36 protein-coding genes and 1 tRNA gene are annotated in these 20,147 nt (G+C 42.3%); 25 read left to right on the top strand and 12 right to left on the bottom strand.

Features of this window, described 5'->3' with window-relative positions; all coding sequences use genetic code 11:
• Positions 1-31 precede the first annotated feature (31 nt).
• Positions 32-108: transfer RNA gene (locus L6C30_RS00460), tRNA-Val, on the top strand.
• A 220-nt stretch (positions 109-328) separates the two neighbouring features.
• A complete protein-coding gene (locus L6C30_RS00455; RefSeq protein WP_236162244.1) occupies positions 329-1,342 on the top strand; it encodes a site-specific integrase in 1,014 nt (337 codons plus the stop codon).
• 3 nt (positions 1,343-1,345) lie between these two features.
• Here L6C30_RS00455 and L6C30_RS00450 read toward each other — a convergent pair whose 3' ends face one another.
• The 12 genes from L6C30_RS00450 to L6C30_RS00395 form a co-directional block, all read right to left on the bottom strand.
• A complete protein-coding gene (locus L6C30_RS00450) occupies positions 1,346-1,633 on the bottom strand; it encodes a DNA-binding protein (RefSeq protein ID WP_236162245.1) in 288 nt (95 codons plus the stop codon).
• Positions 1,630-2,004 (bottom strand): hypothetical protein, encoded by a 375-nt coding sequence (locus L6C30_RS00445; protein ID WP_236162246.1) that lies wholly within the window; start codon positions 2,002-2,004, stop codon positions 1,630-1,632. The genes L6C30_RS00450 and L6C30_RS00445 overlap by 4 nt, the downstream gene beginning before the upstream one ends.
• Positions 1,991-2,365, bottom strand: coding sequence for a hypothetical protein (locus tag L6C30_RS00440; RefSeq protein WP_236162247.1), 375 nt, complete (start codon positions 2,363-2,365; stop codon positions 1,991-1,993). The genes L6C30_RS00445 and L6C30_RS00440 overlap by 14 nt, the downstream gene beginning before the upstream one ends.
• Complete coding sequence (locus L6C30_RS00435; protein WP_236162248.1) at positions 2,358-2,849, bottom strand: hypothetical protein; 492 nt, start codon at positions 2,847-2,849, stop codon at positions 2,358-2,360. Before L6C30_RS00435 ends, L6C30_RS00440 begins: the two co-directional genes overlap by 8 nt.
• Positions 2,849-3,145, bottom strand: coding sequence for a hypothetical protein (locus tag L6C30_RS00430; RefSeq protein ID WP_236162249.1), 297 nt, complete (start codon positions 3,143-3,145; stop codon positions 2,849-2,851). Before L6C30_RS00430 ends, L6C30_RS00435 begins: the two co-directional genes overlap by 1 nt.
• Positions 3,145-3,363 (bottom strand): hypothetical protein, encoded by a 219-nt coding sequence (locus L6C30_RS00425; RefSeq protein WP_201950941.1) that lies wholly within the window; start codon positions 3,361-3,363, stop codon positions 3,145-3,147. The genes L6C30_RS00430 and L6C30_RS00425 overlap by 1 nt, the downstream gene beginning before the upstream one ends.
• Positions 3,363-3,677: a hypothetical protein gene (locus tag L6C30_RS00420; RefSeq protein WP_236162250.1), complete on the bottom strand. Its 315-nt coding sequence runs from the start codon at positions 3,675-3,677 to the stop codon at positions 3,363-3,365. Before L6C30_RS00420 ends, L6C30_RS00425 begins: the two co-directional genes overlap by 1 nt.
• On the bottom strand, positions 3,674-4,333 hold the full coding sequence (locus tag L6C30_RS00415) for a hypothetical protein (RefSeq protein ID WP_236162251.1): 660 nt from the start codon (positions 4,331-4,333) through the stop codon (positions 3,674-3,676). Before L6C30_RS00415 ends, L6C30_RS00420 begins: the two co-directional genes overlap by 4 nt.
• Entirely contained in the window at positions 4,333-5,295 is a 963-nt protein-coding gene (locus L6C30_RS00410; RefSeq protein ID WP_236162252.1) for a recombinase RecT, read from the bottom strand. Before L6C30_RS00410 ends, L6C30_RS00415 begins: the two co-directional genes overlap by 1 nt.
• Positions 5,292-5,702: a hypothetical protein gene (locus L6C30_RS00405; RefSeq protein WP_236162253.1), complete on the bottom strand. Its 411-nt coding sequence runs from the start codon at positions 5,700-5,702 to the stop codon at positions 5,292-5,294. Before L6C30_RS00405 ends, L6C30_RS00410 begins: the two co-directional genes overlap by 4 nt.
• Positions 5,699-5,923 carry a hypothetical protein gene (locus L6C30_RS00400; protein WP_179988364.1) on the bottom strand — a complete coding sequence of 75 codons (225 nt, stop codon included), beginning with the start codon at positions 5,921-5,923 and terminating at the stop codon, positions 5,699-5,701. Before L6C30_RS00400 ends, L6C30_RS00405 begins: the two co-directional genes overlap by 4 nt.
• A gap of 202 nt (positions 5,924-6,125) precedes the next feature.
• Entirely contained in the window at positions 6,126-6,809 is a 684-nt protein-coding gene (locus L6C30_RS00395) for a helix-turn-helix transcriptional regulator (protein WP_236162254.1), read from the bottom strand.
• 124 nt (positions 6,810-6,933) lie between these two features.
• Between L6C30_RS00395 and L6C30_RS00390 the strand changes: the two genes are divergently transcribed.
• The 23 genes from L6C30_RS00390 (at position 6,934) to L6C30_RS00280 (ending at position 20,146) form a co-directional block, all read left to right on the top strand.
• On the top strand, positions 6,934-7,134 hold the full coding sequence (locus L6C30_RS00390) for a hypothetical protein (protein WP_180104760.1): 201 nt from the start codon (positions 6,934-6,936) through the stop codon (positions 7,132-7,134).
• A 14-nt stretch (positions 7,135-7,148) separates the two neighbouring features.
• Positions 7,149-7,439 (top strand): hypothetical protein, encoded by a 291-nt coding sequence (locus L6C30_RS00385; RefSeq protein WP_236162255.1) that lies wholly within the window; start codon positions 7,149-7,151, stop codon positions 7,437-7,439.
• Between the two features lie 14 nt (positions 7,440-7,453).
• Positions 7,454-8,143, top strand: coding sequence for a phage antirepressor KilAC domain-containing protein (locus tag L6C30_RS00380; RefSeq protein WP_236162256.1), 690 nt, complete (start codon positions 7,454-7,456; stop codon positions 8,141-8,143).
• Positions 8,143-8,994, top strand: a complete 852-nt coding sequence (locus L6C30_RS00375) for a YdaU family protein (RefSeq protein ID WP_236162257.1) — start codon at positions 8,143-8,145, stop codon at positions 8,992-8,994. Before L6C30_RS00380 ends, L6C30_RS00375 begins: the two co-directional genes overlap by 1 nt.
• Positions 8,987-9,667, top strand: a complete 681-nt coding sequence (locus tag L6C30_RS00370; protein WP_236162258.1) for a hypothetical protein — start codon at positions 8,987-8,989, stop codon at positions 9,665-9,667. Before L6C30_RS00375 ends, L6C30_RS00370 begins: the two co-directional genes overlap by 8 nt.
• A 106-nt stretch (positions 9,668-9,773) precedes the next feature.
• Positions 9,774-9,974: a hypothetical protein gene (locus tag L6C30_RS00365; RefSeq protein ID WP_236162259.1), complete on the top strand. Its 201-nt coding sequence runs from the start codon at positions 9,774-9,776 to the stop codon at positions 9,972-9,974.
• Positions 9,971-10,561 carry a hypothetical protein gene (locus L6C30_RS00360; protein ID WP_236162260.1) on the top strand — a complete coding sequence of 197 codons (591 nt, stop codon included), beginning with the start codon at positions 9,971-9,973 and terminating at the stop codon, positions 10,559-10,561. Before L6C30_RS00365 ends, L6C30_RS00360 begins: the two co-directional genes overlap by 4 nt.
• The gene (locus L6C30_RS00355) at positions 10,558-10,770 is read left to right on the top strand and encodes a hypothetical protein (RefSeq protein ID WP_236162261.1); all 213 of its coding nucleotides are present in this window, start codon (positions 10,558-10,560) and stop codon (positions 10,768-10,770) included. The genes L6C30_RS00360 and L6C30_RS00355 overlap by 4 nt, the downstream gene beginning before the upstream one ends.
• On the top strand, positions 10,767-10,931 hold the full coding sequence (locus L6C30_RS00350) for a hypothetical protein (protein WP_236162262.1): 165 nt from the start codon (positions 10,767-10,769) through the stop codon (positions 10,929-10,931). Before L6C30_RS00355 ends, L6C30_RS00350 begins: the two co-directional genes overlap by 4 nt.
• A complete protein-coding gene (locus L6C30_RS00345) occupies positions 10,924-11,322 on the top strand; it encodes a hypothetical protein (protein ID WP_236162263.1) in 399 nt (132 codons plus the stop codon). Before L6C30_RS00350 ends, L6C30_RS00345 begins: the two co-directional genes overlap by 8 nt.
• Complete coding sequence (locus L6C30_RS00340) at positions 11,319-11,627, top strand: DUF6378 domain-containing protein (protein ID WP_236162264.1); 309 nt, start codon at positions 11,319-11,321, stop codon at positions 11,625-11,627. Before L6C30_RS00345 ends, L6C30_RS00340 begins: the two co-directional genes overlap by 4 nt.
• Positions 11,620-11,901, top strand: coding sequence for a hypothetical protein (locus tag L6C30_RS00335; RefSeq protein WP_236162265.1), 282 nt, complete (start codon positions 11,620-11,622; stop codon positions 11,899-11,901). The genes L6C30_RS00340 and L6C30_RS00335 overlap by 8 nt, the downstream gene beginning before the upstream one ends.
• A gap of 2 nt (positions 11,902-11,903) precedes the next feature.
• Entirely contained in the window at positions 11,904-12,137 is a 234-nt protein-coding gene (locus L6C30_RS00330; RefSeq protein WP_236162266.1) for a hypothetical protein, read from the top strand.
• A 10-nt stretch (positions 12,138-12,147) separates the two neighbouring features.
• Positions 12,148-12,711: a hypothetical protein gene (locus L6C30_RS00325; RefSeq protein ID WP_236162267.1), complete on the top strand. Its 564-nt coding sequence runs from the start codon at positions 12,148-12,150 to the stop codon at positions 12,709-12,711.
• A gap of 310 nt (positions 12,712-13,021) precedes the next feature.
• Positions 13,022-13,777 (top strand): site-specific DNA-methyltransferase, encoded by a 756-nt coding sequence (locus L6C30_RS00320; RefSeq protein WP_236162268.1) that lies wholly within the window; start codon positions 13,022-13,024, stop codon positions 13,775-13,777.
• Positions 13,778-13,879: 102 nt separating this feature from the next.
• On the top strand, positions 13,880-14,059 hold the full coding sequence (locus L6C30_RS00315) for a hypothetical protein (RefSeq protein WP_236162269.1): 180 nt from the start codon (positions 13,880-13,882) through the stop codon (positions 14,057-14,059).
• On the top strand, positions 14,046-14,318 hold the full coding sequence (locus L6C30_RS00310) for a hypothetical protein (protein ID WP_236162270.1): 273 nt from the start codon (positions 14,046-14,048) through the stop codon (positions 14,316-14,318). Before L6C30_RS00315 ends, L6C30_RS00310 begins: the two co-directional genes overlap by 14 nt.
• A 278-nt stretch (positions 14,319-14,596) precedes the next feature.
• The gene (locus L6C30_RS00305; RefSeq protein WP_005266881.1) at positions 14,597-14,899 is read left to right on the top strand and encodes a hypothetical protein; all 303 of its coding nucleotides are present in this window, start codon (positions 14,597-14,599) and stop codon (positions 14,897-14,899) included.
• Positions 14,900-14,918: 19 nt separating this feature from the next.
• Positions 14,919-15,404: a hypothetical protein gene (locus L6C30_RS00300; RefSeq protein ID WP_236162271.1), complete on the top strand. Its 486-nt coding sequence runs from the start codon at positions 14,919-14,921 to the stop codon at positions 15,402-15,404.
• A gap of 4 nt (positions 15,405-15,408) precedes the next feature.
• A complete protein-coding gene (locus tag L6C30_RS00295; protein WP_236162272.1) occupies positions 15,409-15,816 on the top strand; it encodes a terminase small subunit in 408 nt (135 codons plus the stop codon).
• Positions 15,791-17,077 (top strand): PBSX family phage terminase large subunit, encoded by a 1,287-nt coding sequence (locus L6C30_RS00290; protein WP_236162273.1) that lies wholly within the window; start codon positions 15,791-15,793, stop codon positions 17,075-17,077. Before L6C30_RS00295 ends, L6C30_RS00290 begins: the two co-directional genes overlap by 26 nt.
• On the top strand, positions 17,077-19,341 hold the full coding sequence (locus L6C30_RS00285) for a portal protein (protein WP_236162274.1): 2,265 nt from the start codon (positions 17,077-17,079) through the stop codon (positions 19,339-19,341). Before L6C30_RS00290 ends, L6C30_RS00285 begins: the two co-directional genes overlap by 1 nt.
• Complete coding sequence (locus L6C30_RS00280; protein WP_236162275.1) at positions 19,331-20,146, top strand: hypothetical protein; 816 nt, start codon at positions 19,331-19,333, stop codon at positions 20,144-20,146. Before L6C30_RS00285 ends, L6C30_RS00280 begins: the two co-directional genes overlap by 11 nt.
• Position 20,147: the final 1 nt, after the last annotated feature.

Raw genomic sequence — 20,147 nt, 5'->3', positions numbered from 1 at the left:
AACCAAAACTGAATATGATGCGAAACACTTTAGGCGTATAGCTCAGTTGGTTAGAGCGCTACGTTGACATCGTAGAGGTCTCCAGTTCGAGTCTGGATATGCCTACCATATATATATCAAAGGTTTGCAAGGAATTTCATGTACTTGCAAGCCTTTTTTATTGCCTTTTCCTTGTTGCCATTGTTGCCGATGTTGCGAAATGGACAACACTTAAAACTTAATTTGTGTCATCATTGTGTCAGGATTTGTGTCAAGAAACGTGTCTAACCTTGTTTGAAAAAACGTGGCGCTCATTTCTTACATAACTTTACATAAATGGTGAACAGCAATGAAATTACCAAAACCTAGACAGCGTGGCAGCAGTTGGTCAATCTCAATCATGCTTAATGGCAAGCGTGAATATTGCACACGTGATACCGAGCAAGAATGCTTGCATTGGGCAATGGCTAGATTGATTGAAGCCAACTCCACGCCAAAAGAAGAAATAGAAGCGCAGCGTAAAACTGTGACTACATTTTTTGATTTATTTAATCTTTACTATAAAGCACACGGCAAAGACTCTAAATCTAAAAAATATATTCGCGAGCAGCTGGATTCATTTGAAAAGCGATTTGGCTTGCTTGGTCGCAAAGACATTACGCAGATCACGCCGCAAGATTTAACGCACTGGCGCAACAAAAGACAATCCGAAGTGTCGGACGGCACAGTATTAAAAGAAATATCCCTCTATAGTTCCGTCTTTACTTTCGCCCAAAAGGAATTGTTTATTTTAGACAGCAATCCATTTTTCAGTCTTAAAAAACCACGCAAGCCAAAGCCAAGAAACAGACGCATTTTGCAGTCTGAAATAGATAGAATTCTTGCTGAATTAAAATATGAAGTTGGTAATGTGCCGCGCACCAGCAACCAATACGTTGCATGGGCATTTCTCTTTGCAATTGAAACAGCTATGCGTCGTGGCGAAATATTATCAATTCGCAGGGCAAATATATTTAAAGACCATATTCACTTGGCTGACACCAAAAACGGTGAAGAAAGGGATGTGCCGCTTACTAAGAAAGCTAGAGAGTTGATGGCGCTGATTCAGCATAATGATGACCGCTTAATCCCGCTTACTGAGAATGCATTTAGATTGCAATTTGAGCGTGCAAAGGCAAGGGCAGGTGTTGAAGAAGTCAGATTTCACGACACACGCCATGAAGCGATTACTCGTTTTGTGAATGACCAGAAATTGCCAGTTGAGGTTTTAGCCAAGGTCACAGGGCATAAAACAATTAAGGTTTTGGTGAACACTTACTATAATCCCGACGTCAAGGATATATTGAAAATGCTAGATAGCTAGGCGTTAATTTTTACGCCTAGGACCACCAGTGGATTTTTTGGCTTTAGGATTTAGGATTTCATCTGCAATCGCTGCGTTGTATAAGCATTTTGTGCTCAATCCTTGATTGTACCCTGCCAACTTACGTCTAACAGTCTGTGCGCTGATATTGTATTTAGCTGCAAGTTGTTCAGAACTCAGTAGCACCGTGTCAAGCAACTTCACTTCTTTGACAACACCACCAAAGACATTCTCACCGACCAAAACCTGTGGCGGCTTGTCTGCTTCAATTGTTAGTTGAAATGTTTTCATTTGCCACTCTCCAATCTTTTACCCGCTTTGATTTCTTCATCAGTGGCGTGTTTTATTTGAAATGACCAACAACCTAATGAATTTTCCAAAAAGTATGTAGTCTCTGAATCTTTGATATGTGGTGTAAGGTTTTCAATTCTTTTGATCTCATGAACCGTATCCAAAGAGTAAGATTTAGCCAATACAACCTTATCCCCAACCTCAAAAATATTGTGCTGGCGGCGGTGCTCAAGAAGCTCATCACCAAGCTCAGGACGTGTGAACTTTGTACCTGTTGCTTTAATCACATAAGGAAAGTCATCGGCAAGTAGTGTGTTTTTATATTCATAGGCCGCACACTCATACCCGCCCAACTGTTCAATTAGATTCACTAGACACCTCTCCCAAAGCCTTAACCACACCAATCGGCAACCCAAACACACCTTTAAAATCACGATCAAACTGCCCACTCTTGATGAGCGTATCAATGCAGTTTTTAGGCTCTTGATGCTCTGCGATATAACTGCTCAATGCTTGATATATATCGTTTGAATTATCCTTGGTTACACCAACATGAATCTTGTCACCGATGTTCTTAACTGGAAATCCAACATCAAGATTTGAAGCTTCGATAATTTCCATAAATGGTCCAAATTCATCCTGATTAAAAATCAGATCAAACGGCATTTCTTTGTGCAACTCATCGCAAACATAGTTAGCCAATTGAAGCTTGGTTAGTTGAATTTCAGTCATTGGCTGGCTCCTGTGCTTCGATCATTGCTTTATTCTTTGCAAGAATTTCCATGCACTCAGCGTGAGTTCCAACAAAGAAATTAGCTTTTTCAGATGGGTTGATTGCTTCAGCAAACCAAGTGCCAAAAAGTTTTTCTTTATCGACACGCGCTTGAGTAAATTTATTAATTTCCATAATTTCACCGAGGTCGATCAAATCTCCTAAGCAATCAAAATCAGATTCATTTGAGCAAAGGTTTTCAGGCTCATCATTGTCTTGCCAATAACAAAAAATATTTTCTTTCGGTACTAAAACAAACCCATCGGGAATGGCTTGGGCTTTGGCTCTATTCAACCCGATGAGCCAAGAATCCCATGCAACTTGAGTTGGTTCATGCAAATACTCATCACACTCATCAACCGCAAAACCATAGTCTGAAAACTCAACAAGACCTGTATCAGTTAAATGCTGCTCAAACGCCTCTCTTTCTTTCAGCAAATCCATCACTCTTTCTCCCGCTCATCAAGTGCCGCTTTAACACCAATTGCAATAAGCTCTTGTAGGCGATAATGAGTAAGAGTCTCTTGACCTAGCTTATTTGCCTCATGTTCCTTGGCTGCTTGCCATGTACACCAGCTTGAATTAATTTCATTCAGAGCTTCACTGTATTCCTCATCCCATTCAATTAATTCATAAACATTTTCCAATTCGTTATATTGAATATTTGGCAAATATTTGAAATCCACACCTTGTGAAAGCAGGTGTTTTTCATGAGCAATTTTTTCTTTATTAATATCCATCACGCCACCTCGTATCTATGCGCTACGTCATAACAACGCTGAATCTGCGGTTTAAACCGTTCCTTGTAGCAAGCCTTGCAGTTAGCATCCAAACAAGGCGAACCATCTTTTTTCTTGCGACCAGTGCCAAAGAAAAATTGCTTTGTTGCAGGGTAGTAGTCACCACAGGTAATGCACTGCTTTTCAGTACCAAGCTCTGTTTCGATGTACTTAGCCATCACGCCACCTTCGCTAAATTATTCATCATCACAGCCTTGCGATACTTACTCGCCATAGCTAAATGCAAATCCTGAATAAAACCTTTCCCATTGTTGAAATACTGCTTTAGAAAAAGCTCGTAACGCTGAGAAAGATATTCATCTAATTCGTAAAACTCTTTAATTTCGTGACGCTCGAAAGGAATCACGCTGCGCTTCACACCATCGCTAAGTTGCTTTTTCACAATCATGGCGTTTTTCTTGAGTTCAATTTTGTGACCGCCACGATCCAACCATTCGATAAAGGCGGGTGAAATACTGTTGGGTAGTTTCATGCTGCCACCTTCCCTTTACTGCTCTCAGCAAATAGCTGCTCATAGTAGTTTTGACAGTGCGGAATCTTGTCCTTGATCTTCTGAATAACCAATTCATCACGCTCGATTGTCACAGTGGTTTTGCGCTCTCGAATATCAATTTTTTCGACAAGATGAACCAATTGATCTATGTCATCCCAATCTTTTAAAAGCTCGGGTGGGCAAGGGAATAGCCAAAAATCAACATTTGCCACTTCGCAGTCATACAGCCACATATACGCCTGCATCTGAACGTCATAGCCTGCTTTTTTAACTTTCTCCATTGCTTCATCTTGGAAAAATGGGTGTGTGCCAATATCCCAAGTAACTTTGGTGTCGATAATGAGTTTTCGCTCAAGATCAAGCACATCACACTCGCCAGTGATTAGCTCATTTTCAACACGTCCAACATGCTTTTGGTAATTGCGGAAACGCATCTTGCCCGACATTTCAATCGCTAAATCTTCTAGCAAGTTGCCTTTTTGCGTGTACTGATTACCCGTGAATGAACGAAAGCCATATAAATCTTCTTTCACGATGTCACGGATAGCCGATTTTGCTGTGTCGCTGATGACAGCCGCTTTAGAGCGACCATCACCGATTAATTTGTGCAGGGAAGAACAGCGGAATAGTTTCATCACTGAGCCTCCACCGCTACACGCTGCGCATCTGTTAAGCTATACCCATCTAAGATATAAGCCTTATCAATCGCATTAGCGTTTAGTTGTTCAAGTGCTGCATTGAATTCATCGTCATTCAGCGTTGGTTTTGGTGCTTCCAAGTCCGCAATTGATTCTTGATGGTCGATGTAGTCAAACTCGTCTTTATCCACATCACGAATGACTGCCTGGTCTGCCATTTGTGCTTTTTGCATATCAATCGAAAGTGGCGCTTGCTTAGATAAAAGCAGCTTCAACACGGTTTTAAGCGCCATTGCGTCAAAATTATCTTTCCAAACCCCATAACCCGATTTGAATGACTGGCTATAATTTCCAGCATGTTTTTCAATCTCTGCTTTACTCATATAAAGCTCAGCAGTGAAGCCGTTTAATAACTTAAAGAAAGCCACATAACCAATAGGCAAGCCTTGACTTGGAATAGTCCAGTCAAACTCATAACCGAGCAGTGGATTGGCTGAAATTAATTGCCCTTGATAAACAGGTGTAGCAGCAATGCGACTAAATTGACCTGATCGTTGAGCAAGCTGCACGAATCCTTTGTATCCAAGCTGAAATTGAGCTTCCACTACTTTTTGATACTGAGGAAATTCTTTGCCGTTGTAATATTTTTTAACCCGATTTCCATTAGCATCAAGCAAGGGTATTTTATTTCCATTAGCATCTTTTGCATCTGTGCTATAAGGAACAATGTAGGCAAAACCAAGATTGTTATTGATTGGCAGGTTTAGCGTTGCAGCCATACATGCAGCACTAAAAATAGTCTGCGGGTCGGCATTTACTAACATTGAGTTGCTGTTCACGATCTGCAATACAGACGTTGCAAAAGCAGGGGCGTTCTTACCAACAAGCTCTTTTAACTTTTCCTGAACCATTGGCTTTGCGAAAAAGTCTTTAGCGTTATGTCTAACTGGTGCGTTCATCCGTAAATCTCCTCTGCACGACGCTCTAATTGGCGCTCATACGCATATTCAAAATGTTCTTCTAACAATTGATTCAGTTTAAAGACCTGGTCGCTGGTGAGCATGAATTGCTGACCTTCTTTCGCTGTCACACCATCTGCACACAAAATAGTTGCAAGCGAGTTGTCAGGCGCAAACATCGAATCAATCTCAACATCCACATCATCCTGCGGGTCTAAACCATCGTTGTGAATATAGGTTTGAGTCGATTGCATCAAAGGAATAAAGCATTCCATACGAGCATCTAAAACATGCTTAAAGCGATATTCCAAAGTGAAAATTGCACCGTTTTCTTCAGCCTGAACTTCGGTTAGCACAAAGTCTAAAAAGACAGGGGCAAGGACTGTTTCTTGAGTAATTGCGTTCATCGCATAGCCTCCTGATGTGCTTTAGCCGCTTTCACCTGCGAAACTTGTTCCGCTTCACAAGCCTTTAAACCAACGCCTAAAAAGATGAATGTACTTGCTGCAATTAGTGCAGATGCAGCAGCATTTGAAGCAAAGCTTTTAAGCTTAGAAACAAAGCGTTTTTTGTCTTGGCGCTTAATTAGCGTTTCGACTAGCTTGTTTTGGGATGTGTTTGTTGCCATAATGACCTCGTTGTATTCGAGCCCCGCTGTTGTCCAGACCGTCGGGGCTTTTTGTTGTTTACGAGGTCAATAGTAAACATGATGTGTACTGTAGTCAACACTTTAAATAAACAAATGTGTAATTAATTTATAAACAACTGTTTTATATAGACATAAAAAAAGACCGCATAAGCAGTCTTAAAATTTCATTTTGTTTACTTATCTATGGCAGCGAATTTTGCACATTAAATGCATAAGCGATAACTTCAAACTCCTGGTCAATAATTTCTTGCTGCGTTAAAACTTCTTCTTTGTATTCGTCACTATTGGCGCTAACAATCCTTATGCCGCCCATTGGCATTCTGTATAAGTATTTAAACTTAAAAAGACCACCGTGACATATCGCATAAATCTTTCCATCAATAACATTCTTTCTACCTATGTCAACGTAAACCGTTGCACCATCATTAATGACTGGGGACATTGAGTTGCCGAAAGCTGTTAATGCAAGCGCATTTGCTGGATCAACACCATAACGCCTTAATGTTGAGGCGCTTAGTCTTAGCTTCCTTGTTTCTGTGTTTATGATTTCGCCAAGCGACCCTGAGCCACAAGACACTAAAACATCTTTATAAAACGGCACTTCAACCTCATCACTTTCTAGTGGGGTGGAGCTATCCCACCCTGCAACACGAGAAACATCACTACCAGAGCTCTCACCAACACCACTTAAAATCCAGTTTGCAGAACAGCCAAACTCAGCAGCAGCTTTTAAAGACCCAGCTTTTGACACACCACGCTTCTTCCAGTTGGTCAGCGTTTGTGGTGATTCATCAATACGTCTTGCGATTTCTTCCTGGCTTAGATTGTTGCTCGCCTCAAGCAGTCTTTTAAATGAATCGTGCATAACAAACCCCTTTTGTTCTTGGTTTTATTATCTCAACAGTAAACAAATTGTGTTAAACAAATGATTTGACATCAGTAAACACAGCGTTTACTATCTAATACACAAATGTTTATAGGAGAGTGAAATGTCTATCAGCACTGATAAAGACATCATTGTTGCTCTTGGTGGGTCAACAAAAGTTGCTGAGATGCTTGGCTTAAAAAGCAAACAGCGAGTTCAAAACTGGATGACAAGAGGGATACCTGCGGAGGTGAAGCTCCAGTATCCGCATATCTTTTTAAATCCAAATATCTCAAGTGTGGCTCGCAACAAGGATGTTGCGTGATGGGGGTAGACGATATGCAAGAAGCATTGGATTTAGGTTTTCTTGATGTGCATGGGAAAAAGACCGACTCAACATCAGTCCGCATGACACATGAAGCATTGCAAGCGATTGATGCACTGGCAGCAATGGACGACATAAAGCGTTCAGAGTGGATTCGGGATGCAGCCATTGAGAAGCTCCTGAAGTTCAAGAAACAACATGAGTATCTCAGCAGGGCGTTTGGTAGTACCACGAATACGGTGAATACATCGTCCACAAATAAAGAAAGCCCAGTAGCGCGAACTACTGAGCCTGACGTTCAATAAGGAGTCTAACCAACATGAACATGCCAATTTTACCACAGTTTGGAAATTCTGAACAATCAATGACAAGTCTGGAAATTGCAGAGCTTTGTCAAAAACGTCACGACAATGTGAAGCGCACAATAGAAATCCTTTCAGGGAAAACAGACAAGCGTGATGCTGTAATAGCACGTCCTCACAGTGAGGTTGTGCAAAAGGAAGTAAATAACCGCATTTACGATGTTGAAGTTTACATTTTTAAGGGTGAGCAAGGAAAATTAGACAGCATCACAATTGTTGCTCAACTTTGCCCAGAGTTTACCGCAGCACTGGTAAAGCGTTGGTATGAGCTAGAAAACCAAAACGCTGTGCGACTACCTCAAACATTTGCTGAAGCGCTTCAACTTGCAGCAGATCAGGCGCGTCAATTAGAACTAGCAGCACCAAAGGTTAAATACTTCGACAAGGTTGTAGATCGCTCAACACTTCTCAATGCAACGCAAGTAGCTCAAAAGCTTGGTATGTCAGCAGTGGCAATGAATAAGTTGCTAGATGAGTTAGATGTGTATAGCCGCAATGTGAAGCGCGCACGTGTGTTTAAGCAGTGGTTTATCGATGCTGGCTATGGCGAATTAAAACAAACAGAGCTTGGCTTTTCCCAACCAATGTTCACCACCAAAGGTGAGGCGTGGGCAATCGAGAAATTAGTAAGTGAGGGTGTGGCGTAATGCATTACTACAAACGCAACATAGGTGATTATGCCAAAAAAGCAGGGCGCTTATCCATGCTTGAGCATGGCGCTTACACCTTGCTTATGGATGCAGTTTATGACCGTGAAACATTCCCAACTTTAGAAGAAGCATTAGATTGGGCGTGGGCGCGTGATGAAGCAGAAGTGGCGGCGGTTAAATTCGTCCTAAGTAAGTTTTTCGAGCTTCAGGAAGATGGTCGTTATGTGCAAAACCGTATTCAAGAGGAGCTAGATTCCTACAAATCCAAGGCTGAAACAAATGCACGAATCGCCAAAGATCGTGAAGCAAAACGTAAATATAAGCACGAAGCGTCACGAACCGTGCACGAAGCGTGTGAGGAAAAACACGAACCGTCACCTAACCATAAACCATTAACCAATAACCAAGAACCAGTAACCAATATAAATATTACGGCAGATGAATCTGCAAAAAATCCGAAGCCGAAACGCATCACCAAAAAACAGAAAGCGATTAATGCGCTGATTGAAATGGGGGTTGGTGAGAAGTATGCGCAAGCCGTTATTGAAAAACGTAAAGGCTCTGAGTTCACAGAATTGGCGATAGAGGAAATCAAACTTCAGGCTGAAGCTGTGAATCTTAATTTTGTGCAGGCAATCGAGTTTGCTGCAAAGCAAGAATGGGGATCGTTTAGAGCTGATTGGTATCAAAACCGAATGGCTAAGCAGCAACAAGCATACCACCCACAAAACCAAGCTAACCCATGGGCTGAATACAACCAACGAGTAGGCGAGCAATTTAGCCAAAACGAAATGGTGGATGTCACACCAAAAAAGTCGGTACTGATTGAGGAGGTGGGTCATGCGTAATGAGTTCACCAGAGAACAGACTTTGCTTCAAACATTGCAAGTACGCTATGGCGGTCAATTCCAAAAGCGTTATGCACACCTTAGCCCTGATGTGATGGAAACCGTTGTTCGTGGCGCTGTGATGATGCTAACCGATGAGCAATTCAATCAAGGCATGGCGCGACTGTATTCAAGTCGATATTGCCCAGACATTGCTGAGTTCCAATCATGGTGTGTTGCTGGATCGTGGTGGACTGTTGAGGAAGCTTGGCAGCGTGCTTGTGATTACTCAAATCAATCAGAGCATGAATTACTCGCTGAAAAACTAAAAGTTACCACTTTGACCAAAAAAGCTTGGGATTCGGTTTATTGGTTGGTTGAGCAGGGAAGCATGAAAGAGGCTTTCAAGCAGTTCAAATCAATCTATGAAACCTATTTGACCAAAGCGCAAATGCAAGGACGTCAACAAGAGTGGTATGTGCCACCAAAAATGATTGCCACAGCACAACCAAAAGGCATTGCTAAAAACCTCAATAAAAAACTCAGTGACAAAGATCAGGCAATTTGTGATCTGACTCAAAAATTCATGTCCGAGGGACTTGGATGGAAAGATGCGTTTAATCGCGCTCAAGTCGAGGTTTTAGGGCAACCAAAGCCACTTTTCAAAAACATGAATGCAGGCGGTGCAGCATGAAAGACCTAAACAAAGTTTTGATGTTTGTATTTATGGCGATTGGTGCTGCGTTGGTTAAGTGGGGTGGGGTGTGAGAAACGACTCAATAAACATATTTGAGAATCGCTTGGATATTTTAATTTTTGCTGCCCATTCAAGAAGCACTTTCACTGTTGCAGATATTTTTGAAGCTGTTCTTGAAGCGCAGCGAGTCACGATTCGCAAATGCTTGAAGGATTTGGTGAATGCTGGGTATTTAGAAAAAGTGACGATTTACGACTACAGAGCCACCGACAAAGCAAAGCAACTATTTGGATCACAGGCATGAAAAAGCGCAATAAGAAATACAACCCGAACAAGCTAGTCAATCTGTATCGAAACGAATTGGCTAAAACTTATGAGCTTTGGTCATCTTTTGATGATGTTGAATTGACCGAAGCATCAAACAAATTGAAAGCCGCTGGCCTGTCACAAAAAGAAAGTATCGAGGGTATGTATGAGTATTTCGATGGCGATCTTGTTGTGCCAATTTTGTGGGATTTAATGGTTGATGACACTGCGTTTTTTGTGGGCATGGATTCTTACTACTACCACAAGGACGACCCAACCGACATTCAGAGTTCAGCAGTGCAGTTTGATGTGCCTGCTATGACTTACGACCAATTTAAGCTTGGTGGTAGTGATAAGAAAGTGGTGGATGAACACGGCTTTAAACGCAGATGGAAAGGCTTAGAGCAAGAAACTGATGATGTGCATAAGCCATTTTTGGATAAGGGTTACAAGCTGTTTAAGTGCATGTGCTACATGAAAGCAGATGTGAAATTTAAGGATTTTCAGTCTTACAACAAGTTTAAAGCAGAGCGTGTGAATCGCGGAATGCGCAGGAAATATCGTTTACAGGAGTTGGCAGCATGACACAGTTATTCGCTTACTTGTTTTTCATCATCGGGTTGTTGTCGGTGATGCTGGGTGGTCTAGGTTTTGGTGCTTATTGGGGTTTGTCTACTTTTACGGATGAGGGGCTTGACCCAGAGATTACAGAGAAAGAATACGTCTTTTTTCTGTCGGCTTTGATTGTAATGGGTTTGGTTTTAGTGGTTGGCGCATTGGGGTTAGAGGGATGACAGGATTCACAGAATTGAGAGATCAGGCGAATCGAACGACTGATTTGCAAGAAAAGGAATTACTGCTAGAGCAACTTGAAGCGCTGCATAGAGCAGCGGATGAAGAAAGCAAGTTGCATGAAGATTTGATTCGCGGGGAATGGAGGGTTTGGAATGAGTGATTTTGAGAAATATTGGAAAGAGAATGCGTCTAAAGATTCATGGGCCAATAAAGCTGTGGCTTGGAATATTTGGAAAGAAAAACAAGCCAAAATTGATGAGCTGCAGAAAGAAAACGCTGCACTCGTTCATGTTATCAAAAGTCGTGACATTCAACTAGAAAATGAAAAGCATGAATATGACGAGTTGGTGAGTAAGCTGGTAGATAGCAAGATGAAAAATACAAAGCTGCAAAAGCGGGTGGATGCGGTAAAAGGACTAGCACAAACACTATGGGAGAAGTCTGAGGAGAAACACCAGCAAGGCAAGGTGTGGGAGTCAAAGACTTTAGGAGAGTGTGCAGATGAAATATTGGATGTGTTAGAGCAAGCGCTCAAGGGTGGTGATGAGTGAGTGAGATTAATAACACATTAAACGAACGTGGCGCTCGATATGGCAATTATTCCGATGTGGCGGGTACAACTCAGAAGCTCATGGCTATCGTTGAATGTGGCGCAAACTACGAGCATTTAAACGCAGAGCAGAAAACCAGTCTTTTTATGATTTGCAACAAGATTGCTCGGGCTGTGAATGGTGACCCGCAATATTTTGACAACTATCGCGACATTGCTGGATATGCAACTTTGGCTGAAAGAGCGTGTGAAGTGGTGGAAACACCTAAAGCGATTTTGGAAGCCTTGCGAGGTGACAATGCGTAGAGCCGCAAAGGTTGATGCAAATCAAACTGAAATTGTAAAGGCGTTACGTCAGGTTGGGGCAAGTGTTCAATCACTTGCTGCAACTGGAAAGGGTGTGCCTGATTTACTGGTTGGTTTTAGGGGTAAGAATCTGCTTCTCGAAGTAAAAGACGGTGGCAAGGTTAAGTCAGCGCGTAAGCTTACGCCTGATCAGATCGAGTGGCACCAGAGTTGGCGTGGTCATGTTGCAGTGGTCGAGTCTGCAGAACAAGCAATTAAAGTTTTGGGGGAATAGGGATGAATGAAGTAACAGAAAAGTTTATAGAAGTTAAAGAAGCTGTTTCAACCAAGGTTGAGATTTGCGCAAAAGCAATAAGCGATGATTCAAGAAATTTAAGAACAATCCAGCGGCTAGTGATTTGTGATTTTGTCGGATCAATACTTGCTGAAATTGGTCGTGATGAAACATTGAAAATGCTTGACGAATTAAAAGCCGATGTTGAGGCGGTTTATAAGCAGTCCTTGAATTAAGGGGATTGGAATGGCTTTAGAGGTGATAGGAATGAATGCAGCAGTTGAAAAATTGAGTAGTTTTGAGTGGTTGGGTCGAGAGCTACGAGCTAAGGTTGCTGTATATGAGGCTTGTATAGCAGCAACAGGTGAAAGGCCGCCAAGTTGGGATGAGAAGCTTGGTGTGATTGCAAAAATGGAGTGTGAGCTTCAAAAGGATTTAGCATATCTACTTGCCACAGGTGAATACTCAGCAGAATCACCAGAGCGTAAAAGAATTGAAGATCATCTCTTTAAGTCGATCTATGCGGTTGCTGATAGTGAGAAAAAATATAAGAAAAATGAGCTACCAAATACATGTCGGCTTATTGCTCGAATGGAGTTGTTTTTCTTTTTGTATCACTGGTTGAATGATGATTACAAGTTACAAGGTCGATTAAGAGCAGCAGGTATTTTAAATGTAATGACTGTGAAGACTTATGAGAACAATTGGAAGCATTATGGTGATGCGCTTAATTTAATGCTAACTGAAGCGAAAGAGGCAGCAGACACTCATATCAATAACTATAGAAAAGATTTGAGATTGAAAAATTGACAACTTTCTCCCGATTTGGTACGTTTAGTTTATAGTGGCAAAACTATACGCAAGCCACTTTGAAAGCAAATGACGATCAGGACAGACTGATAATTACCGTAAAGCTCACAGAAATGTGGGCTTTTTTTATGGCGGCTTTCTTTTATTCGTAGTGGTTTAAATTGAATGCCGTCACCTGGATTCAGGAGAAAACATGCTCCAATTCTTAAAGCGACTGTTCTGCATTCACGATTACGACTACGAGTCGGATATTTTCATTCAGGTTGAATGTCGCAAGTGTGGCAAAGTAAAAAAGTAAATTGAGTTAAATATGAAATTTGAGTCGTTAGAGCCTAACGGCTCTTTTTTTATGCTTAATGAAAACACAATGCTTGGTCATGGTGATTGTCTAGAACTGATGAAAACTATTCCTGATGGTTCAGTTGATATGGTTTTAACAGACCCGCCATACGGAACAACGGCCTGCAAATGGGATAGCGTGATTCCGTTCGAGCCGATGTGGGTTGAATTAAAACGCATCATTAAGCCGAATGGTGCTATTGTTTTGTTTGGTAGTGAGCCTTTTAGTAGTGCTTTGCGTATGAGTAACATTAAGCAGTATAAGTACGATTGGGTTTGGGATAAAACAAAGGGTGGTAATTTTGCTTTAGCAAGAAAACAACCAATGAAATCACATGAGATGATCCACGTTTTTTATGCAAAGCAATGCAACTATTATCCAATTATGGAGCAGCGTGGAAAGCCTAGAAAAAAGGGTGGTGGTAAAGCCTCTGATAATTTCGGAATAATTCCTACAGAGAGTTTTAATAACTTATATTACCCAAAGACAATATTGCAATATTCAACAGGTTCAAGAAAAGATCATTTTCACCCCACCCAAAAACCTGTAGCACTACTTGAATACCTAATAAAAACCTATACACAAGAAAATGAAACGGTTTTAGACTTCACAATGGGAAGTGGCAGCACAGGTGTTGCAGCTAAAAACCTAAACCGAAAGTTTATTGGTATTGAGATGGATCAGAATTATTTTGAGATAGCCAAGAAGCGTATTCAAGATTCCTAACCCTCGCCACTCCAGTGGCATTTGCCGAACGTATTACGGCACATAAGACCTTGCTCAATATGCATTATTGGCGGGGTTTTTCTTTTCTTATTGGCGGTGGTCATGGTTGATCGTGTCGAAGCATCTAAAAACTTAGAAATACTTAAAGCAAACCAAGCGCGGTTAATGAATTACAACCATTTGTTTTCAAGCTATGCATTTAAACAAGACTGTGGTGCTGAATTAAAGAAGATTGGCAGGCAGATTTACAACATAGAGAAGCAGCTCAATGCGAAGTCCTAAGCGACTCGCTGAGATTCGTAAGCTTCCGTGTGTGAGGTGCGGTAATCCAAACTCACAAGCGGCTCATTCAAATAGCGCCAAGCACGGTAAGGGTAGAGGGATAAAAGCAGATGATTCGTTTACAGTTCCTTTGTGTCACGTGTGCCATTCTGATTTTGATCAGTACAAGTTGGGCAACCGAGAACAAAGTGAAGCCATGTTTGAGAAGTGGTTGGTTAAGACTGAGTTGATGATGCGAAAAGGTGGTGAGGTGTTTTGATGAATGTGGATATCATAAAAAATAAACCAGTAGGCGCTACACACTATCGTACTGACACTGAATACCCAACATATTACATTGTTGCACCAAACGGGATTTTCTACTTTACCAGAACTGGTGATATTAGACGTTCCTACACAAGCAAAGCATGGCTTGAAATTAACCTGAAAGCATTTTAAGCTATTATTTCTGACAGCCAGATATAACATGTGGTATGTAATGTTTTTCTGCAAAGCCTATCATTAATTTGATGGGCTTTTTTTATTGTGAGAGGAAAAATGGAAAACCAACATCAAAAAATCAAAGGCTACCGTGACTTATCCCAAGCCGAAATTGATCTTATGAACGAGATCAAGGCGATTGGCCCGCAGGTTCAAGCTGTAATTGAGAAAGTGCAAAAACACATATCAACACAGCGATACAACTGTAAATGTGATGCGGGTCAAGCATTGGTAAACGGGGAAGAGTGGGAGCGACTGGAGGCAGCTACTCCAGAGCGATTTGCCGCCATGGCCAAGACAGACTTTCAGACTGGTCTAATGTATCTGGTTCGCGCTGTAGCTCAACCAACCAGTTTTTAAATAGAAATGGAGATAGGAAATGCAAAAAGCCGTGTTTCCTATCCAAAGTCATGCTGACATCACCAAAGCCATCAACTATATGCACACCCATTACACTCAAGCGATTAATGATGGTAAGCCGTTAAGGGTGGTGATAGATCGGAAGCAGGATGATAGATCCACTGCACAGAATAGGCTCTATTGGCTCTGGGTCACTCAATGGTCCAAGCGCCAAGGCACAGATAAAGACTCAGAGCATCTATTCTTTAAAAAGCAATTCTTGGCGCGTATTTATCATCGTGATGATGTGGGTCAATACAGAAAGACCTTTGCAGCAGTCAAAGTATTAAGAGATCAGAAGCATCCGCAATACCATGCTGTGGCAGACGGATTGAATGAATTGATTAGTACCACGGATGCAACGGTGGACCAGTTCACTGAGTACCTAAATGACATTCATGCATTCTGTAATAAACATGGGTGCTATCTGCATACACCTGATGATTTGATGTTTGCAATGGAGTAAAGATATGGCGAACCTAACGCCTAAACAGCAAAGGTTTGTCGAAGAATATCTGATAGACCTGAATGCAACGCAAGCTGCGATACGTGCGGGGTACAGTGAGAAAACAGCCAAAGAGATTGGAAGCGAAAACCTCACAAAACCTAACATTGCAAAAGCCATTCAAGAAGCGCAAGAAAGCCTATCAAACAAAACTCAATTAACCGTTGATATGGTGGTGAGTGGCTTGCTTAAAGAAGCTCAAGACTATGCAGAAGGCTCTACACAATCAGCACGTGTATCTGCCTGGGCGCATCTTGGCAAACACTTAGGCATGTTCAAAGACAAAATTGAACATTCAGGCGACCCAAACAACCCAATCAACATGAGTTTAAAGGTGGTATTCGAAGATGATGGAGAAACGAGTACCGATTAAGTTCAAGCCACTTTATACGCATCTAAAAAACAACAAACTGTTCTATGTGTATCACGGTGGTCGAGGCGGTGGTAAATCGTGGGAGATTGCAGACTTTCTACTGATCGAAGGTGCAAAACAAAAGCATCGCATTCTTTGCTGTCGTGAAGTGCAAAAGTCAATTAAGCAGTCTGTGCATAAACTCTTATCAGATCGCATTGCAGCACTAGGCTTAGGTCACTTCTATCAAATTTTAGAAACAGAAATACGCGGCATCAACGGCACTGAATTTAGCTTTGCTGGCTTGCTGAATCATACAGTCGAATCGGTTAAGTCATTCGAGGGTGCAACAATTACGTGGATTGAAGAAGCGCAGACAGTGAGTGCATTCTCATTGTCTATTTTGATTCCCACAGTTGTTCGTACTTCTAAGCCGATGGTTATCATGTCAATGAACCCAAAGCTACCAAGTGACGCTGTTTATTCGCAATACGTGCTTGGTGAGCGTGACGACACTGTTGTGGTGCAGATCAATTACACAGACAACAAAGAATGCCCAGATGAATTGATTGCACTCGCTGAACAGATGAAAGCCGATGACTACGATCAATATGAGCATATTTGGCTTGGTAGACCCAAAGAAATTGCAGATGGTGCAATCTACAAAGCCGAGTTTGAGCAGATCAAGCGTGAAAACCGTATCTGTAAAGTTCCGCACGACCCCAATTTACCTGTTTACACATCATGGGATTTGGGGATTCTTGACCCTACATCGATTTGGTTTTTTCAGGTTTATGGTAAGGAAGTCCGAGCAATCGATCATTATGAGGCGAACAATGAGCCGTTGGCGCATTACGCTCGCATTCTCGATGAGAAAAAGCAGCAGTACGGCTATCAGTACGAAAAGCATTTTGCACCGCACGACATTGCAGCACGTGACCTATCAAGTGGTGTGAGCCGTGAGCAAACGATGGCTAATCTTGGCTATCGAATGAATAAAGGCGCAAGGCTTGGTGTTGAAGATCGTATCGAAGCCACACGGCAATTCTTGAAAAATTGTTGGTTTGATGCTGAAAACTGTAAGCACGGTATTCGCGCATTACAAAACTATCGTCGTGAATTTAACGACAAATTAGAGCAATTTAAGGCAACGCCAGTGCATGACTGGGCTTCACATAGCTCGGATGCCTTTGGTGAGGGTGCTTTAAACATCAACAAAATGCATGAAACAGCCAAACCAAAACCGATACCGCAGCTTAAACGCAGTGGATGGATGAGCTAATGGACAAGAAACAAGACAAAAAACAGGATCAGATTCTCAACGAGATTCGCCAAAACCTGAAAACTGCTGAAGAATATTGGCACGATAATTATGAACGTGGTGTTGAAGATAAAGAGTTTGTGACAGTTGAAGGCGCTCAGTGGGAAAAGGGCGCAGTTGCTAAACGTCGGGCAGATGGTAAACCATCGCTTGAGTTTAACTTATCACGTGCTTACTGCCGCCAGCAGATCAATACACAACGTCAAAACCGACCACAAGCTAAAGTTATCCCTGTGGATAATGGTGCTGATGTTGATGTGGCTGCAATCATTGAGGGTTTGATTAAAGATACTGAAGAAGGTTCAGACGCTGAATCGGCTTACGATACCGCAGCAGAAAACGCGGTTTATGGTGGCATTGGCTTTTTCCGTATCATTACCGACTACGTGAATGAGTTGTCATTCAACCAAGAACCTCGCTTTATGCCTGTGCATAATCCACATGCAGTCTATATCGACCCACTCAGCCGTGCGCTTGATGGCTCAGATATGAATTGGGCCATTGTGGGTGAGTGGGTCAAGAAATCAGACATTGAGAAGCAGTACGGCAAAGATGCTCTGGTTGATGTAGATTTTGAAGAATACTCCAGTTGGTGTAACGATGTAGACGATACCATTCGCATTGCTGAATACTTCAAGAAAACTCAGGTGCAAGACAAGCTTTGGATGCTTGAAGATGGCACCACAGGCTACAAGTCAGAGTTGCTTGAGAAGTACGGTTATACCGAAGAAGAAGCATTGGCTAGTGGTTATGTTGTCAATGAGCGTGATACTACTCGAACTGAAATCAAATGGTTCAAGGTGTCGGGTTCTAAGGTACTAGAAGAAACCATTTTCCCTGGTCAGTACATCCCGATTATTCCTGTTTATGGTGAAGTGACATTTGTTGAGGAAGAACGTCACATCTTCTCATTGGTTCACTTTGCTAAAGACCCACAGCGTTTGTTCAACTACTGGAAGTCTACCGAAGCGCATATTTTGCAGAAAAACCAAGATGATGTTTTGGTTGTGGATGCTAAAGGTATCTCAGGCTTTGAGGATCAGTGGCGCAATCCAGGTAGTTATGCAGCAGTGATGTATAACTACAGTGATGAAGACGGTGGTCAGAACGGATTGCCTCAGCGCATCGGTGCAGCACAACCGCCAGTTGGCATCCTGAATGCCGCAGAATCAGCCAAAACAGCGATTACAGACATTTTAAACATGCATGCACCTGTCATGGGCGGTCAAGGCAATGAAACGTCAGGCGTTGCGATTGGTATGCGTCAGCGTCAGTCTGAAACTGCACAGTTCCATTTGCAAGACAACTTAAACAAATCCATCCGACATGCTGCTCGCATCCTGCTTGGTCTGTATCAGGCACTTTATACGGTGCCAATGATGCGTAGAATCATCGGTACAGATGGTGAGGCTAAGATGGTTGGTTTACTGCAAGAGAATGGCGAGGGTGTTTTCACTGATATAACAGTTGGTCGCTATGATGTTCGCATGGACACAGGTCCATCATTCAATACTCAGCGTGAACAAAACTTTGCCTTGATGATGCAGTTACTCAGCATGAATCCTCAGTTGTTCAGCTTGATTGGTGACATTCTGCTACAAAACTCACCACTCCTGAACGCTAAAGAAATTGCAGAGCGCATCAAAACCACAATGCCACCTCAAGTGCTTGGCAATGGTGATCAGATTGATCCTGAACAGGCTAAAGCGCAGATTATGCAACTAGATCAACTTGTGCAGAAGATGACAGCTGACCTTGAGCAACTGCAAAAACAGGTAACTGATAAAGAAGCAGATCGACAACTTGAATTGGTTAAAATCCAGTTGCAAGCCGAAAAAGATATTCAGGTCGCACAGATCAATAATTCAGGTCGTGCTGATGTTGAAGAATTACGCGGCATTGTCGAGTTGATGAAACAGCAGATTGACTTACGCAATGCACCGCAAGACTGGCTTGAGCAAGGTGAAGATGTGGATGAATACACCCCATCGGAAGCTTATGAGCCAGAATACGATGACGAATACTCGCAACCCGAATGGTCTGAGCCACCACCGGATATTGCGCCAACAGACATGGAAAGCCCTGCCAATGAGCAGGGTTTTTTAATGCCTGAAGAAACGGTTCAGCCTAATCTCGCTCTCAATCCCGATCAGATTGAGGACAGCGCATTGATCAACACTGGTGGCGATTTGCTGCCAAACATGGAGCAGAACAATGACGTTTGAAAGTGACGACATCGTAGATACAGGCGCTACGGAAAACACAGCCGCAGAAGTCGAAACAGAGCAAACTGAAGAATGGCAGCCTGAGCAGCCGAACAATGGTGAAGAAACCGAAGCTGAGCAATCAGATGAGGAAAAAGCCAAACAGGAAGCTGAGCAGGAAAGCAAGAAAAAGAACCGAGCACAGGAGCGCATTCAACAGTTAGCGCGTGAGCGTGCCGAGTTGAAGCGTGAGCTTGATGAATACAAAGCCAAGCTTGAGGCACCCAAAGCAGCAAGTGAAGCACCACAAATCGAGGATTTTGAGGATTACAGCGAATACCTGCAAGCCCAGCAAGACTTTTTTGTGAAGCAAGCAGAAGATCGAGTTCTCCAAAAGCTTAAAGCCGAGCAGGAGCAGAAGGAACAGATTGAACGTCAGGTTCAGTTTGAAACTGCTGTGAATGAATTGCGTGATGAAGGGGTTGATGTTGAGTCATTGGTGAAGAAAGCCAATGAATTACCAGAATTACCAATCACATTAGATCAGTTTGGTTTAAGCCCGAAAGAAACACTTTCACTTGCTGCCGACATTATCCAAAACGATGAGCTGTATCTCGAATTGTCACAGATGAATCAAGTCCAAGCAGCAATGCGAATTGGTCAGATCATCGGTGCAAAACAGCCGTCTAAAGCTGCTCCAAAAGTACCAAACACACCAAAACCAATCAAACCAACGTCAGCCAATGCTCCAGTGGCTCGCAGTCCTGCGGCTATGAGTGATGACGAATGGTATCGACAAGAATTGAAATCTCGAAAAGGTAAATGAT

The organism is Acinetobacter sp. KAM396 (assembly GCF_021602765.1).
GTDB classification, from domain to species: Bacteria; Pseudomonadota; Gammaproteobacteria; order Pseudomonadales; family Moraxellaceae; genus Acinetobacter; species Acinetobacter towneri_A.
The sequence above is the reverse complement of the archived record's forward strand: the minus strand, read 5'-3'. Positions and strand labels throughout refer to the sequence as shown.